Origin of the sequence: Burkholderia sp. 9779_493 (assembly GCF_015712215.1) — a bacterium.
In the GTDB taxonomy this organism is placed as follows: Bacteria; Pseudomonadota; Gammaproteobacteria; order Burkholderiales; family Burkholderiaceae; genus Burkholderia; species Burkholderia cenocepacia.
Genome location: NZ_JACCQA010000003.1, coordinates 91,465 through 106,610, shown reverse-complemented (window position 1 = coordinate 106,610; position 15,146 = coordinate 91,465). Strand labels below are relative to the sequence as shown.

13 protein-coding genes are annotated in these 15,146 nt (G+C 69.1%); 5 read left to right on the top strand and 8 right to left on the bottom strand.

Going from position 1 to position 15,146, the window contains the following annotated elements:
- Positions 1-35: 35 nt before the first annotated feature.
- Both H0X95_RS03630 and H0X95_RS03625 read right to left on the bottom strand, forming a co-directional pair.
- Positions 36-812: an SDR family oxidoreductase gene (locus H0X95_RS03630; RefSeq protein WP_059720806.1), complete on the bottom strand. Its 777-nt coding sequence runs from the start codon at positions 810-812 to the stop codon at positions 36-38.
- A 4-nt stretch (positions 813-816) separates the two neighbouring features.
- On the bottom strand, positions 817-1,254 hold the full coding sequence (locus tag H0X95_RS03625; protein WP_006494736.1) for a GlcG/HbpS family heme-binding protein: 438 nt from the start codon (positions 1,252-1,254) through the stop codon (positions 817-819).
- A 108-nt stretch (positions 1,255-1,362) separates the two neighbouring features.
- Here H0X95_RS03625 and H0X95_RS03620 point away from each other — a divergent pair, with 108 nt between their 5' ends.
- The 4 genes from H0X95_RS03620 to H0X95_RS03605 all read left to right on the top strand — a co-directional run bounded on the left by H0X95_RS03620 (position 1,363) and on the right by H0X95_RS03605 (position 7,081).
- Positions 1,363-2,277 (top strand): LysR family transcriptional regulator, encoded by a 915-nt coding sequence (locus H0X95_RS03620; protein WP_059720807.1) that lies wholly within the window; start codon positions 1,363-1,365, stop codon positions 2,275-2,277.
- A gap of 81 nt (positions 2,278-2,358) precedes the next feature.
- Positions 2,359-2,793, top strand: coding sequence for a hypothetical protein (locus H0X95_RS03615; RefSeq protein WP_196445885.1), 435 nt, complete (start codon positions 2,359-2,361; stop codon positions 2,791-2,793).
- A gap of 413 nt (positions 2,794-3,206) precedes the next feature.
- Positions 3,207-5,801, top strand: a complete 2,595-nt coding sequence (gene mprF, locus H0X95_RS03610; RefSeq protein ID WP_059720808.1) for a bifunctional lysylphosphatidylglycerol flippase/synthetase MprF — start codon at positions 3,207-3,209, stop codon at positions 5,799-5,801.
- Positions 5,798-7,081, top strand: a complete 1,284-nt coding sequence (locus H0X95_RS03605; RefSeq protein ID WP_048988131.1) for a virulence factor family protein — start codon at positions 5,798-5,800, stop codon at positions 7,079-7,081. Before mprF ends, H0X95_RS03605 begins: the two co-directional genes overlap by 4 nt.
- 83 nt (positions 7,082-7,164) lie before the next feature.
- Here H0X95_RS03605 and H0X95_RS03600 read toward each other — a convergent pair whose 3' ends face one another.
- The 6 genes from H0X95_RS03600 to uxuA form a co-directional block, all read right to left on the bottom strand.
- Positions 7,165-7,602 carry a DUF934 domain-containing protein gene (locus H0X95_RS03600; protein WP_006486022.1) on the bottom strand — a complete coding sequence of 146 codons (438 nt, stop codon included), beginning with the start codon at positions 7,600-7,602 and terminating at the stop codon, positions 7,165-7,167.
- The gene (locus H0X95_RS03595) at positions 7,599-9,383 is read right to left on the bottom strand and encodes a nitrite/sulfite reductase (protein WP_059720809.1); all 1,785 of its coding nucleotides are present in this window, start codon (positions 9,381-9,383) and stop codon (positions 7,599-7,601) included. The genes H0X95_RS03600 and H0X95_RS03595 overlap by 4 nt, the downstream gene beginning before the upstream one ends.
- A gap of 197 nt (positions 9,384-9,580) precedes the next feature.
- The gene (locus H0X95_RS03590; RefSeq protein ID WP_006486014.1) at positions 9,581-9,970 is read right to left on the bottom strand and encodes a hypothetical protein; all 390 of its coding nucleotides are present in this window, start codon (positions 9,968-9,970) and stop codon (positions 9,581-9,583) included.
- Positions 9,971-10,067: 97 nt separating this feature from the next.
- Positions 10,068-11,501: an aminotransferase-like domain-containing protein gene (locus H0X95_RS03585; protein WP_034202269.1), complete on the bottom strand. Its 1,434-nt coding sequence runs from the start codon at positions 11,499-11,501 to the stop codon at positions 10,068-10,070.
- A gap of 129 nt (positions 11,502-11,630) precedes the next feature.
- Complete coding sequence (locus tag H0X95_RS03580) at positions 11,631-12,941, bottom strand: MFS transporter (protein ID WP_059720810.1); 1,311 nt, start codon at positions 12,939-12,941, stop codon at positions 11,631-11,633.
- Between the two features lie 72 nt (positions 12,942-13,013).
- Complete coding sequence (gene uxuA / locus H0X95_RS03575; RefSeq protein ID WP_006486021.1) at positions 13,014-14,075, bottom strand: mannonate dehydratase; 1,062 nt, start codon at positions 14,073-14,075, stop codon at positions 13,014-13,016.
- A gap of 267 nt (positions 14,076-14,342) precedes the next feature.
- On the opposite strand from uxuA, the gene H0X95_RS03570 reads away from it, so the two are divergent.
- On the top strand, positions 14,343-15,065 hold the full coding sequence (locus tag H0X95_RS03570) for a FadR/GntR family transcriptional regulator (protein WP_006486005.1): 723 nt from the start codon (positions 14,343-14,345) through the stop codon (positions 15,063-15,065).
- The last annotated feature ends 81 nt before the right edge of the window (positions 15,066-15,146 follow it).

The window sequence follows — 15,146 nt, the reverse complement described above, 5'->3', positions numbered from 1 at the left end:
GGCGGACGGTCGGTCCGCCGCTTCGCCGGCGGCGCTTACTGCTGCCGTTCCCAAGCACGCGCCTGCTCGGCGCGCACGAACGCTTCCGACGCCGCCGGCAGCAGGTTGCGGAACGCGCCGCCGTCGCCGTCGATCACGTCGACCATCTTCGCGATCATTTCCTCCGGGTCGTGCTGTTCGAGCGGGAACGTCAGCCGCTCGGGCGTCACGGTATGCACGGCCGGATCGTGCCAGCGCCGCGTCGTTTCCATCATCCGGTCGTTGAAGCCCGTGCGGTACGGGCCGGGGTTCACGACCGCGACGCGGATGCCGTGCGGCGCGAGTTCCGCGTGCATCGCCTCGGCCACCGATTCGATCGCGTGCTTCGACGCGCAGTACGCCCCCGTGAACGGCCCCGTGATCAGGCCCGCGATCGACGACACGAACACGATCTTGCCGTGCCGGCGCGCGAGCATCCCGCGCGCGATCTGCTGCGTGAGCTCGAGCGGCCCGAACACGTTCACGTCGAACAGCTCGCGGACGATCTCGACCGGCAGGTCGACCAGCGCGCCGGCTTCGCCGACCCCCGCGTTGTTCACGAGCACGTCGATGTCGAGCTCGGCCGCACGCGCGCGGTCGTGGGCCGACGTGACGTCGAGCCTGATCGCGCGCAGCGTGGTGCCGCGTTGCGCGGCGGCGGCCGCGACGTCGTCGATCTCGGCCGTGGCGCGTACGCCGGCCGTCACGTCGTGACCGCGCTCGGCGAGCCGCAGCGCGACTTCGCGGCCGAAGCCGGTGCCCGCGCCGGTGATGAGGATGCGTTTCTGTGTCATGTGCTTACCTTGTGGAGTGGAACGTTGCCTGAAAAAGGTCGCGGCAGTGCTGCGCGATCGCGGTGTCTTCGTCGACGCTGCCGCCCGAGATGCCGATCGCGCCGACGCAGCGTCCGTCTCCGTCGACGAGCGGCTCGCCGCCGCCGAACGTGACGAGCCCGCCGTGACTGTGTTCGATGCCGCGCAGCGGGCCGTCGCCCGACATCGCGCCGAGCGCGCCGGTCGACGCGCGGAAGCGGACCGCCGTCAGCGCTTTGCGCTGCGCGAGATCGGTCGCGCCGAGAAAGCAGTCGTCGGTGCGCACGAACGCGAGCAGGTTCGCGCCGGCATCGACGATGGCGATCGCGACGCCGGCCACCTGCAGCGACGCGGCATGCGCGAGGGCCGCGTCGATCGTGCGGCGGGCGACGGCGAGCGGCAGCGCGGCGGTGAGCGGGTTCATGCGAAGGGCTCCGACAGGACGACAGCGCCAGTGTAGGCAGTGGCGGTATATGGGAGAATCCGCATTCCACTCGAAGCAGTTTCAAGTTTTTTTAATGATGGGCAAGCGATGAGCAGACGCGATCCGATGGCCGGCCTGCACGTGTTCATGACCGTCGCGACGGCCGGCAACTTCACGCGGGCCGCCGCCGCGCTGGGCCTGACGCCGGCCGCCGTCAGCCTGTCGATCGGGCAGCTCGAGGGCGAGCTCAACGTGAAGCTGTTCAACCGCAGCACGCGCGGCGTGAGTCTCACGGAAGCCGGCCAGCGTTACTGGCGGCAGACCGAGCCCGCGTACCGGCAGGTCATGCAGGCGCGTGACGCGCTGAAGGATGCGCGCAGCGAGCCGAGCGGGCTGTTGCGCGTGACCGCGCTGCCGCTCGCGCGCTTGCTCGTGATCGCGCCGGTGCTCGCCCCCTTTCGTGAGCGCTATCCGAAAGTCCGGCTCGAAATCCGCTACGAGAACGAACTCGTCGACATCGCAAAGGAGGGATTCGATGCGGGCATTCGCCTCGCCGACCGGCTGCAGCCGGGCATGATCGGCGTGCGGATCGCGCCTGCGTTGACGTGTGCGCTGGTCGCGTCGCCCGGTTATCTGGCGCGGCACGGTGCGCCGGCGTCGATTGCGCAGCTCGAGCGTCACGCGTGCATCCGTTTCCGGTTTACGGAAAGCGGGCGGTTGCACAAATGGCTGCTGCACGACGGGCGACGCGACGTCGATCTCGACCCGGACGGCGTATTCGTGACGAACGATGCCGATGCGGTGATCGATGCGGCGCGTGCGGGCGTCGGCATTGCGTTCGCGTTCATGCGCGAGCGGATCGAGCAGGACCTGCGCGACGGCACGCTCGTCGAGGTGCTGCCCGGTACGTGCCGCACGCTGCCGCCGATGTGGCTGTATTACGTGAATCGCAAGCACGTGCCGGCCAAGCTGCGCGCGTTCATCGACGTGCTGCGCGAGCGCGCTGGCGCGGGCGCGGCGTAGTCGCATCGGCGCGGCTCACTGCAGCGATCGATTCGCCGGCGCATGATGGCGACTCCCGCCACGACGCCATGGAGTTGCGTGATGACCGGATTTCCGCATTTTTCGATTCGAACCGGGGTGATTGCCGCAGCGTTGGCGGCCGCCGCGATTTCCAGCGCACCGGCCGTCGGCCAGACGTCGACGGTGCCGGCAGGATCGGCCGTCGCGACGCCCGACAACGCGGTCCTGCTGACCGTTTTCCTGAAGCTCGACGAATCGCGGCCGCTCGCCGAGCTGAATGCGCAGCTTGCGAAGCAGGGGTTCTACAAGGCGTTTCCGCCGCCGGGCGTCGAGGTGGTGAGCTGGACGGTGACGATGGGAATCGGGCAGATCGTCGTGCTGCGATTGCCGGCGGCGCGGCTGCGCGAGGTCAATCGCGTGCTGGAGGATACGGCGTGGGGGGTGTACCGGACGGAGTTCTATCCGACTTACGATTACAAGGCGATCGGGTTGGGGGAGCATGAGCGGGCGAAGTAAGGGAGGCCGGACGTTTCTGCGCGCACGCGGACGTCCGAATCAATCTGCCCCCATTCCGGTAAAGCCTCGCGACACGACGCTTTCGTCCTCTTCGGCTGGCGTCGTGCCGGCAGATTCCTCCCAAATGCATCGCAAGTCATTCATCCGATGAAAAAACCGCCCCGGTTCCCGGTATGATGCGCACCTTGCGTTCGTAGGACGCACGGTTTCTTTATGCGTTTTGATGCGAGAGACACCACAAATCCGCACAAAGCCGACGTGAAAGATTCTGTAATATTAATTCCGTATACTCGTAAGTTCTGATCCAGGCGCCACGAGCCCATCTTCGGCCGGCCGCCCATGCAGAACAACCAGATACGTCGCCGCCGGCCAACCCGCGCCGCGACACGCTATGCACCACCACTGAACACGTTATGTCTTCCCGCCACTCTGGTTCGCCCGGCCGTGCCGCGGCGGTGATCGCCCGTGCCCGGGCGCTGATCCGCAACGAGCGCGTGCTGTCGCCGCTGCTCGCGCTCGGCATCGGCCTGCTGCTGATCGTGGTTTTCCAGCATCTGTCGGAATCCGTCGACTACCGGTCGGTGATCCGCCAGTTGCGTCACATGTCCGTCGCCGAGTGGGGCGCGTCGCTGGCCGCGACGGCCCTCAGCTATCTCGCGCTCGTCGCCCGCGATGCGGTCGGCCTGCGCTATGTCGCGGCCAAGGTGCCGCGCGTCGCGCTGTGGATCGGCGCGATTGCCGGTTCCGCGCTCGGCAATGCGACCGGCTTCGGCGCGTTGACGGGCGGCGCGGTGCGTGCGCGCGTGTACGGTGTGTCGGGTGTCACGCCGGCCCAGATCGGGCGGATGACGGTGTTCACCAGCGGCACGCTGGCGCTCGCGATGGTGTTGATGACGGCGGTCGGCATGGTCTGCGTGCCGGAGGCGCTCGCCGCGATGCTGCACGTCGCGCCCGGCGTGCTCACGTGGACGGGCGCCGCGTTGCTCGTCGCGCTTGCCGCGCTGGTCGCGCTGTGCGGCAACACCGCGCGCCCGGTCGTCACGCGCTTCAAATGGCTGTCGTTCGACGTGCCGGCGCGGCGCGATCTCGTCGCGCAGGTCGTCTATGCGGTGCTCGACGTGGTGGCCGCGGGCCTGACGCTGTGGGTGTTGCTGCCGGCAGCGCCGGTCGGCTTCCCGACCTTCATTACCGTTTATGCGGCCGCGTTGCTGCTCGGGATGATCGGCCATACGCCGGGCGGGATCGGCGTGTTCGAGGCGGCGATGGTCTTCACGCTCGGTCGCGAAGTGCCCGCGCACGCGATGGTCGCCGCGCTGATCGCGTATCGCGCGATCTATTTCGGCGTGCCGCTCGTGCTGTCGGCCGGCCTGCTGGCCGGCTTCGAGGGCCGCGCGCTGCGGCGCCGGCTCGTGACGCGGCAGGCCGTGCGCGTGTCGCAGCTCGCGCCGGTGTTCCTGAGCCTCGTGACGTTCGCGGTCGGCGGGATGCTGGTGATCTCGAGCGCGACGCCCGCGTTCTGGCACCGGATCGCGATCCTGCGCCACATCGTGCCGCTGTGGGTGCTCGAAGGCTCGCAGGTGATCTGCAGCGTGCTCGGCGTCGCGCTGCTGTTCGTCGCGCGCGGGCTGTTGCGCCGGCTCGACGGTGCGTGGTGGATGACCTTCGCGTTGACGCTCGCGAGCCTCGCGCTATCGCTGGCCAAGGGCCTCGCGTTCGTCGAGGCCGGCGTGCTCGGCACGCTGCTCGTGCTTTTGCTCGTCAGCCGCCGCCGCTTCAATCGTCATTCGTCGCTGCTGGCCGAGCGCTTCACCGTCAGCTGGTTCGTGTCGGTCGCGATGGTGCTGATGCTGGCCGTGTGGGTGCTGTTCTTCGCGTTCCGCGACGTGCCTTACACGCGCGAGCTGTGGTCGCATTTCTCGTTCGACGCGCGCGCGCCGCGGGCGCTGCGCGCGACGCTCGCGTCCGGCGTGTTCGTTGCGCTGTTCGCGCTGTGGCAATTGCTGCGCCCGGCGCCCGGGCGGTTCGTGAAGCCCGCGGAGCAGGATCTGGTCGACGCGGAGCAGATCATCCGCGCGCAGGAATGCAGCGATGCGGGCCTGGCGTTGATGGGCGACAAGTCGTTCCTGTTCTCGGAGTCGCGGCGCGCGTTCCTGATGTACGCGAAGAACGGCCGCACGTGGGCCGCGCTGCACGACCCGGTCGGGCCGCGTGAAGAGTGGCCGGCGCTGATCAGCAAGTTCATTGCGCTCGCGCATGCGCACAGCGGCCGCGCGGCGTTCTACCAGGTGCGCGCGAACGCGCTGCCGCTGTATCTCGACGCGGGGCTCACGCTGATGAAGCTGGGCGAGGAAGCGCACATCGCGCTCGACCAGTTCGACCTGAAGGGATCGAACCGTTCGCATCTGCGCTATGCGCTGCGGCGCGGCGACAAGGATGCGCTGACGGTCGAGGTGATCGCGCCGGGCGACGTGCCGGCCGCGCTGCCGGCGCTGCGCGGCATCTCGGACGGCTGGCTCGACAGCCGCGATGCGCGCGAAAAGAGCTTCTCGGTGGCCGCGTTCCACGACGGCTATCTCGCGACGCAGTCGGTGATGCTGGTGCGGCAGGCCGACAAGCCGATCGCGTTCGTCACGTTCATGACGACCGACCTCAACACCGAGGCGACGGTCGGCGTGATGCGCCATCTGCCGGAGGCTTCGCCGTACGCGATGGAGTATCTGTTTACGCAGCTCGCGCTGCATCTGAAGGAAGCGGGGTTCCGCAAGCTGAGCCTGGGTATCGCGCCGTTCTCGGGGATGGGGGCGGCGAAGATGCCGTCGCCGTTCCACCGGCTCGGCCTGATGGTCTGGCGCTTCGGCGGCCGCTTCTACAACTTCCGCGGCTTGCGCGCTTTCAAGAGCAAGTTCGAACCGCACTGGGAGCCGCGTTATCTCGCGGCCTCGGGCTCGGTCGGCGTGTTCGTCACGCTGGCGGATCTGTCATTGCTGGCTGGAGGTCGGCGTTCATGATGTCGAAGAAGGGTATCGCGCGGGCGGCAGCCGCCTGCGCGGGAATGATGCTGGCCGGCGCCGCGTGCGCCACGCAGCCGGCCGCGGTGAAAGCCGAAACCGTGTCCGGCGGCCGCTACGGGCCCGTGACCGTGACCAGGCCGAGCGGACCGCTGCGCGGGTTCGTCGTGCTGTTCTCGCGTGAGGGCGGCTGGCGGGCCGCCGATCAGCAGGCGGCCGACGCGCTCGCGAAAGCCGGGGCGATGACGGTCGGCGTCGATTCCGCGCGTTACGCGGCGAATCTCGCCGCGAAGCAGGAGACTTGCCACCACCTCGACGGCGACGCCGAGGCGGTCAGCCATCAGCTCGAACGTCTCGCGCAGTCGTCGCGCTATTTCACGCCGATCGTCGCGGGCGTGGGCCAGGGCGGCGCGATCGCGAAGCAGATCCTCGCGATGGCGCCGGAGAACACGATCGCCGGCGTCGTCGCGGTCGGTCCGGCCGCGAAGCTCGATCCGCGCTTCAAGCCGTGCCCGCCCGATCCGACGATCGTGCGACGCGCGATGCCGGGCTTCGTCGAAACGGCTGCCGCGGGCGACACCGCGAAGCTCGTGTCGCTCGTCACGCCGCACCTGCGCGACACCACCGGCGGCAGCGACGAGCTCGACGTCTCCGACCTGCCGCTCGTCGAGCTGCCGGCCAAGGGTGGCAGCGACCGGCTCGCGATCGTGATTTCGGGCGACGGCGGCTGGCGTGATCTCGACAAGACGATCGCCGAGGCGCTGCAGCGCGACGGCGTGTCGGTGGTCGGCATCGACAGCCTGCGTTATTTCTGGAGCGAGAAGCCGCCCGCGCAGGTGAGCCGCGATCTGGCCCGCGTGATGCGCACCTACATGGCGCGCTGGCATGCCGGCCGCGTGGCGCTGGTCGGCTACTCGTTCGGCGCGGACGTGATGCCGTTCGCGTACAACCGGCTGCCGGCCGACCTGCGCGACAAGGTCGCGGTGGTGTCGCTGCTCGGCTTCGCGCCGTCGGCCGATTTCCAGATCCGCGTGACGGGCTGGCTCGGCATGCCCGCGAGCGACAAGGCGTTGAAGGTCGCGCCGGAAATCGCGAAGGTGCCGCCGGCGCTCGTGCAGTGCTTCTACGGTGCGGAAGAGACGGACACGATGTGTCCGGCGCTCGCGAACACGGGCGCCGACGTGATCAGGACGCAGGGCGATCACCACTTCGGCCGCGATTACATCGCGCTCGAGAAGAAGATCCTCGGCGGGTTCGGCAAGCCGGTGGCGGCGCGCTGAACATCGGCCGGCGCCCGCGTGACGGCAGGCGCCGGCCGGTTTGGTTCCGGTTCATCGGACGGGCGGCCAGCGAGCCGCCCGTTTCATTTTCCGGGCTGCGCCGCCGCGTCCCGCGGCGGCATGACCGTTCGCGCATCGCGCTGATAGAAGCCCGGAAACCGGTCGAGCTGCCGCCGTGCGACCGCGAGATCGGCGGCGTCGCCGAGCACCGCGCTCGAAAACCCCGTGCGTTCCATCAGCAGCAACTGGTCGACCAGTACGTCGCCGGTCGCGCGCAGGTCGCCGGCGAAGCCGTAGCGCTTGCGCAGCAGGTAGGCCTGGCTGTATGCGCGGCCGTCGGTGAACGACGGAAACTGCAGGTCGATGCGCGTGGCGTGCGCGATGCGTGCGGCCAGCGGCGGCAGTTCCTCGTCGTTGCCGATCGTCAGTGTCGTCGCGTCGTGCTGCTGCGTGTCGTCTGCGTGCTCGGCCGGCGTCAGCAGCCGGATGCGTGCGGATGGGTTCGAGGTCTCGTGCTTCATGCCGGCTCTTCCTGATGACGTGCGGCGTTCGCGGCGGCCTTGAACGGTTCCGTGCCGATGCGGCGCACCGTGTCGATGAATCGTTCGCCGCGACCGTTCGCGTCGATGCGCGCATCGAGATAGGCGTTGACGATCGCGTCGACGACATCGACGATCTCGTCCGCCGAAAACGACGGGCCGATCACCTTGCCCGGCCGCGCGGGGCCGCTCGCGCTCGAGCCGTCCGAGCCGCCGAGCGTGACCTGGTACCACTCCGCGCCGTCCTTGTCGACGCCGAGGATGCCGAGGTGGCCGCTGTGATGATGGCCGCACGAGTTGATGCAGCCGCTGATGTGCAGGTCGATGTCGCCGATGTCGTGCAGCAGGTCGAGATCGTCGAAGCGCTCGGCGATCGCGTCGGCGACCGGAATCGAGCGCGCGTTCGCGAGCGCGCAGAAATCGCCGCCCGGGCACGCGATCATGTCGGTCAGCAGCCCGACGTTCGCGCTCGCGAGCCCGATCGCGCGGGCGTTTTCCCACAGCAGGAACAGGTCGTCGACGTGCACCCACGGCAGCACGACGTTCTGCGTGTGCGTGACGCGGGCCTCGCCGGCCGAGAAGCGGTCGGCGAGCTCGGCGAGCGCGTCGAGCTGCTCCGGCGACGCATCGCCCGGTGCCTGCAGGCGGCGCTTGAACGACAGCTTGACGATGCGCAGCGCCGGGTCGCGGTGGTCGGCGACGTTGCGGGCGAGCCAGCGCGCGAACGCCGGATGACGGCTCGCCTGCGCGGCGACGCGCGCATTCGCGTCGGCGAGGTCGAGCGTGCGCGGCTTCAACCGCGGCGGCACGAACGACGCGGCGACGCGCTCGAATTCGGCCTGCGGGATCGTGTGCGGGCCGCCGTCGAGGTCGACGATCTGGCGGAACTCTTCCTCGACGTCGTCGATGTAGCGTTGCCCTTCGGTCTTCACGAGGATCTTGATCCGCGCCTTGTACTTGTTGTCGCGCCGCCCGTAGCGGTTGTACACGCGGACGATCGCCTCGATGTAGTTCATCACGTGCTGCCACGGCAGGAACGCGCGCAGCAGCGTCGCGATCATCGGCGTGCGGCCCATCCCGCCGCCGACGCTCACCCGAAAGCCGAGCGCGCCCGCGTCGTCGCGCACGAGCTTCAGCCCGACGTCGTGCCAGTCGGTCGCCGCGCGATCCTCGGTCGCACCGGTGATCGCGATCTTGAACTTGCGCGGCAGGAACGCGAATTCGGGGTGCAGCGTCGTCCATTGACGCATCACCTCGGCGAACGGGCGCGGATCGGCGATCTCGTCTGGCGCGACGCCCGCGCGTTCGTCGCACGAAATGTTGCGGATGCAGTTGCCGCTGGTCTGGATGCCGTGCATGTCGACGGTCGCGAGCAGATCCATCACGTCGGCCGCCTTCGCGAGCGGAATCCAGTTGAACTGCACGTTGGTGCGGGTCGTGAAGTGCGCGCTGCGGGTCGGCAGGCGCAACGTGCCGAGCAAGGCCTGCGCGTCGCACGCGGCGCGGTAGGTGGCGTCGTCGGGCACGTCGTAGTCGCGCGCGATCCGCGCGAGCACGCGAAGCTGCGCGCTGGACAGCTCGCCGTACGGCACCGCGACGCGCAGCATCGGCGCGTGGCGCTGCACGTACCAGCCGTTCTGCAGGCGCAGCGGCCGGAACGCATCCTCGCCGAGGGTGCCTTGCTGCCAGCGTTCGAGCTGGTCGCGGAACTGGGCGGCGCGGCTGCGCACGAGCGCCCGGTCGAAATCGGTATATCGATACATGACGTGATACGCGAGAGGCGCCGCGGCGCGCAGGGCGCGCGGCGCGGCAGGGCGTTGCGACGGATGTCAGGCAACGGAAGACAGCGTAGGGAACGCGGTGCGGCGGGACAAGCAGCAGATCGGGACGAAAAAGGCGCAGCAGATGGCCGGCGGGGCGCCGGCGCAGGCCGGGCATGCGTGCATGCCCGTGAGCGCGGTCATGCGTCGACGACGAGCGCCGGATCGAGCGCGCGGATGCGCTGGTCGATGAAGTAGCCGCCGCCTTCCTGGTAGCGCAGGAACAGGCGGCCGCACGGGCGGCAGCGGCTGACGGTGCAGCGGTTGTACGGGAAATGGCGCGGCGCGATCGGCGCGTCGTCCGATGCATAGTGCGTGCCGGCCGGATGATATTCCGCGTAGGTCGGCTCGGCATCGCCCGGCGGCATGAGCGTGGCCACTTCGAGCAGTTGCGTGTCCGGCAGCGACAGCGGCAGGGTCGTCCAGCCGGCGAGCGAGGTCTTGGTGCACGTGCACGGCTGCGTGACGTGCGCCGCTTCGGCCGTCAGTGTCAGCAGCGCGTCGTGATCGAGGTAAGGCAGTGGGCTCATGGGCAATCGTGAAGGGGCGGCAGGACCTGCAATGTAACCCGCGCGCGGATCGGCTGCATGGCCGCGACACCGGCAGCGCGGCGCGCTCCCTGCGCGCTCAGCCGGCCTTGCGGACCGACGGCTGCGCGACCAGTTCGCCGAGCACGCGGATCGCGCGCTCGATGTCGCGGCTCCACGGATGGCCGAAGTTCACGCGCACGCAGCGCTCGAAGCCGTGCGCGGCCGAAAACAGCGGACCCGGCGCGAAGCTGATGCCGCGTGCGATCGCCTCGCGATGCAGCGCCATCGCGTCGATCGCGTCGGGAAACGCGAGCCACAGGAAATACCCGCCTTCCGGCCGCACCCACTCGACGTCGGCCGGCAGCCAGCGCCGCAGCGCGTCGTCCATCCGGTCGAGCTGCGCGTGCAGCGCGCCGCGCAGCACGCGCAGGTGCCGGTCGTAGCCGCCGTGCTCGAGATAGTTCGCGATGCCGGCCTGCGCGGGAATGCTGGCCGACAGCGTCGTCATCAGCTTGAGCCGCTGCACTTTCTCCGCGAACCGGCCGGCGGCGGCCCAGCCGATCCGGTAGCCGGGCGCGAGCGTCTTCGAGAACGAGCTGCAGTGCATCACGAGGCCGTGACGGTCGAATGCGCGCGCGGGCAGCGGATAGTCCGGGCCGAAATGCAGTTCGCCGTAGACGTCGTCCTCGATCAGCGGCACGTTGCGCGCCGCGAGCAATTCGACGAGCGCGCGCTTTTTGTCGGCGGTCAGCGTGACGCCGGTCGGATTCTGGAAATTGGTCATGAACCAGCACGCGCGGATGTCGTGCCGGTCGAGCGCGTTCGCGAGCGCGGCGAGATCGAGGCCGGTGCGCGGATCGACGGGAATCTCGACCGCGCGCAGGTCGAGCCGCTCGATCGCCTGCAGCGCCGCGTAGAAACCGGGCGCTTCGACGGCGACGACGTCGCCCGGCCGCGTGACGGCCATCAGGCACAGGTTCAGCGCTTCGAGTGCGCCGTTCGTGACGACGAGTTCGTCGATCGGCTGCGAGATGCCGGTGGCGAGATAGCGCCGCACGATCTGCTGGCGCAGCGCCTCGTTGCCGGGCGGCAGGTCGACGACCGTGCTCCACGGGCTCACGAGCCGCGTGGCCTGCGCGAGCGACTTCGCCAGACGCGGCAGCGGAAACAGCTGCGGCGCCGGGAACGCGGAACCGAGCGGCACGATGCCGGGCTGCGTGGCCGCATCGAGCACGGAGAACACGAGATTGCTGATGTCGACCTTGCGGGTTGCGTCGGTGCGGCGCGTACGGCGTTTCGTCGCCGGGCTCGCGGCCGGCTGCGCGCCCGGCGCGACGTAGTAGCCCGAGCGTTCGCGCGCGCGGATCAGCCCCCACTGTTCGAGCAGGTAATACGCGCGAAATACCGTCGACTGGCTCACGCCATGCTGCGCGATGATCTGTCGCAACGACGGCAGGCGCGTGCCGACGGCGAGGTTGCCGTTGCGGATGTCGTCGGCGATCGTATGGGCGAGGGTTTCGTAGCGTTTCATCGGCGTGGGTGGAGCGCTGCGTCGCCGCACGCGGGCCGGAGCGGCGCCGCGCCGGCGGGCGCGGCTCATTGTCCGATGCGCGGCCCGAAAAGGAAAGCGCGGGTGTTTCGGCCACGCCGTCCCGCCGCGTCACGCCGCGTTCGGCTCGACATTCCGCCCGCTGCCGCCGCGACGCAGCGCCGGCAGCGGCTCGACCTTGCCGACCACGAACAGGTACGACAACGCCCCGACCACGCACAGCGCGCCGGCCACCGCGAGCGGCACCACGAACGAGCCTTTCGTGATCGACAGCATCACGCCGGTGAAGGTCGTGATGAAGATGCCCGCGAGATTGCCCGCGAAGTTCTGGATGCCGCCGAGCGACGCGACGTGCGCGGGCGTCGGCGCGACTTCGCCGACGAGCGTCCACACGTTGGCGCCGGCGAACGACAGGCTGGCATATGCGAGTGCGAACAGGCCGAGGCAGGCCCACACGTTTTCGACGAACGCGGACAGCGCGATCGACGACGACAGCAGCATGCCGAGCACGAGACAGGTCTTGCGCGCGGCGGTGGCGCTCCAGCCGCGGCGGAACAGGCTGTCCGACACGTAGCCGCCGAGCCAGCCGCCGGGAATCGCGAGCAGCGCGGGCAGCATGCCCCAGGTGCCGAGCGACGCGAGCGAGAAGCCGCGCGACTGCAGCAGGTAGCTCGGGAACCACGTGATGAAGAAATAGATCGCGAAGTTCAGGCAGAACAGGCCGATCATCATCCCCCACACGGTGCGGTAGCGGAACAGGTCGAGCCACGACACCGTCGGGCCGTCGGTTGCGGCCGCAACCATCGGCGCGCCGCGTTGCGCGAGCAGCGCATCGACGGCGTCCGGCGCGATCGCGCGATAGCGTTCCGGGTCGCGATAGACGAACCACCACGCCAGCGCCCACACGATGCCGATGCCGCCCGTGATCACGAACGACCCGCGCCAGCCGACGAGCGAGATCAGCCACGCGACGAGCGGCAGCGACAGCGCGGAGCCGACGCGCGAGCCGCTGTCGAAGATGCTGCTGGCGAGGCCACGCTCGCTGCGCGGGAACCAGTTGAACGCGACCTTCGCGAACGACGGGATCGCGGCCGCTTCGCCGACGCCGAGCATCAGCCGCACGCCGACCAGTTGCGCGAGGCCGCGCGCGGCGCCGGTCGCGACGGTGAACACCGACCACCAGCCGACGGCCAGCGCGAGGCTCACGCGCACGCCGACCTTGTCGATGAACCAGCCGGCCGGCAATTGCAGGAACGCATAGGTCCAGAAGAACGCGCTCAGCACGAGCCCCATGCCGACCGCGTCGAGCCCGAGGTCGGCGCGGATGCTGGGCGCCGCGATCGCGAGGTTCGCGCGATCGATGAAGTTGATGACGTTGGCCAGAAAGCACATCAGGATCATGGCCCATCGGATGCGTGGCATGGCGGTGTCTCCGCGCGGAATGTCGTGGCGGGCGACCGGCGATCCGCTGCGCCGGCCGCCTCGAAAGGCGAATTACTGCGACGCTTGCGGCGCGCGGTCGAACTTCGCCAGCGCTTCCCACAGGCCGTTCAGGTAGACCGCGCCGAGCGCGCGGTCGTAGAGGCCGTAGCCGGGCTTGCCCGTCTCGCCCCAGATCATGCGGCCGTGGTCGGGGCGCACGTAGCCGGTGAAACCGGTGTCGTGGTACGCCTTCACGATCGCGGCGATGTCGAGCGAGCCGCAGCTCGACAGATGCGCGGTTTCCTCGAAATCGCCGTTCGCGTCGACCTTCACGTTGCGGATGTGCGCGAAATGGATGCGGCCCATCGCGCCGAACTCGCGCACGAGCGCTTCGACGTCGTTTTCGGGGCCGGCGCCGAGCGAGCCCGAGCACAGCGTCAACCCGTTCGCGGGCGAGTCGACGAGACGCACGATCCGCGCGAGATCGTCGCGGTTCTTCACGATGCGCGGCAGCCCGAAGATCGGGCGCGGCGGATCGTCGGGGTGGATCGCCATCTTCACGCCGGCTTCCTCGGCGACCGGAATGATCGCCTTCAGGAAGTATTCGAGGTTGGCCCACAGCGCGTTCTCGTCGACGTCGCGGTAGTCGGCGAGCAGCGCCTGCAACTGTTCGGGCCGGTAGCTGGAATCCCAGCCGGGCAGCGCGATGCCGTCGTTCGGATCGATCCGGTCGACCGCATCGGTGCTGAACGCGAGGCAGGTCGAGCCGTCGTCGAGCGTCTTCGACAGCTCGGTGCGCGTCCAGTCGAACACGGGCATGAAGTTGTAGCAGACGACGCGGATCCCGGCCGCGCCGAGATGGCGGATGGTCTGCCGGTAGTGGTCGATCAGGCGGTCGCGGCCCGGCTTGCCGAGCTTGATGTCCTCGTGCACCGGCACCGATTCGACGACGTCGAACTGCAGGCCGGCGCGTTCGATCGTCGCCTTCAGCGCTTCGATCTTGTGCGCGGGCCAGACTTCGCCCACCGGTTCGTCGTAGATCGCGGACACGATGTGCGTGACGCCGGGGATCTGGCGGATGTATTGCAGCGAGACCGGATCGGACTCGCCGTACCAACGGAAAGACATCTTCACTGGAGCGGCTCCTGGCTGGCGGTTCATGCGTTGGACGAGCGGGGCGGCAGCGTGCCGGCCCGTCGTCGGTGTGCGGATTATGATTGGTATACCAGTTTTGAGGGATAGTGGTTTACCAGTTGTTCGGACAAGCGTCGGCCTGTGTGACGTTTCCGAAAGCGTCAGGCGAGGCCGGCCAACGGGCGAGCCGGGGTGTCGCCAAATTGGTGTACCATTTTGACGATCCGGCGCCGCAGCGGCGCCCGCCAGCCTGTTGCGAGCCTTCCGATGACCGATCTTTCCAGCCTGCCCGCCAGCCGCGACACCGATGCCGCGGACCGCTCCTATATCGGCCTTGCGCGGCAGATTCACGCGATGGTGGCCGCCGGCGCGTTCGAAGCCGGTGCGCGGCTGCCGTCGGAGCGCAGCCTGGCCGACCAGTTCGGCGTAAGCCGCACGCAGGTGCGCGAGGCGATCATCGCGCTCGAGGTGCAGGGGATCGTCGAGGTGCGGATCGGCTCGGGCATCTACGTGTCGGCGGCCGATGCCGCGCGGCCGGTGACGTTCGAAGTCCCGCGCGGCCCTGGGCCGATCGAGACGCTGCGCGCGCGCGGGCTGATCGAGGCGGAAGTCGCGGCGCTCGCGGCGACCGAACGCAAGGATGCCGATCTCGACCGCCTGTTTTTCTCGCTGACGACGATGCGCGAGCAGATGAACGACAAGGCCGCCTACGACGCGGCCGATCGCCAGTTCCACCTGCGAATCGCGGAATCGACCGGCAACACGGTGCTGCTGCACATGGTCACGGCGATGTGGGATTGCGCGCGCAGCGATCCGCTGTGGGACAAGATCGAGGAGCACTTTCACTCGACCGCGCTGCGCGAAGCGTCGCAGGAAGATCACCAGCGGATCTTCGCGGCGATCATGGCGCGCGACGCGGACGGTGCGCGCGACGCGATGCGCGCGCACCTGTCGCGCGTGATCGCGGAATTCACGCAGGCCTGGCGCTGACGTTCGTCTTCGCGTATCCGCGCATGCGTGCATTCGCGCCGCGATGCAGGCCCCGGTAACTGCGTCGCATTCAGCCGCAAG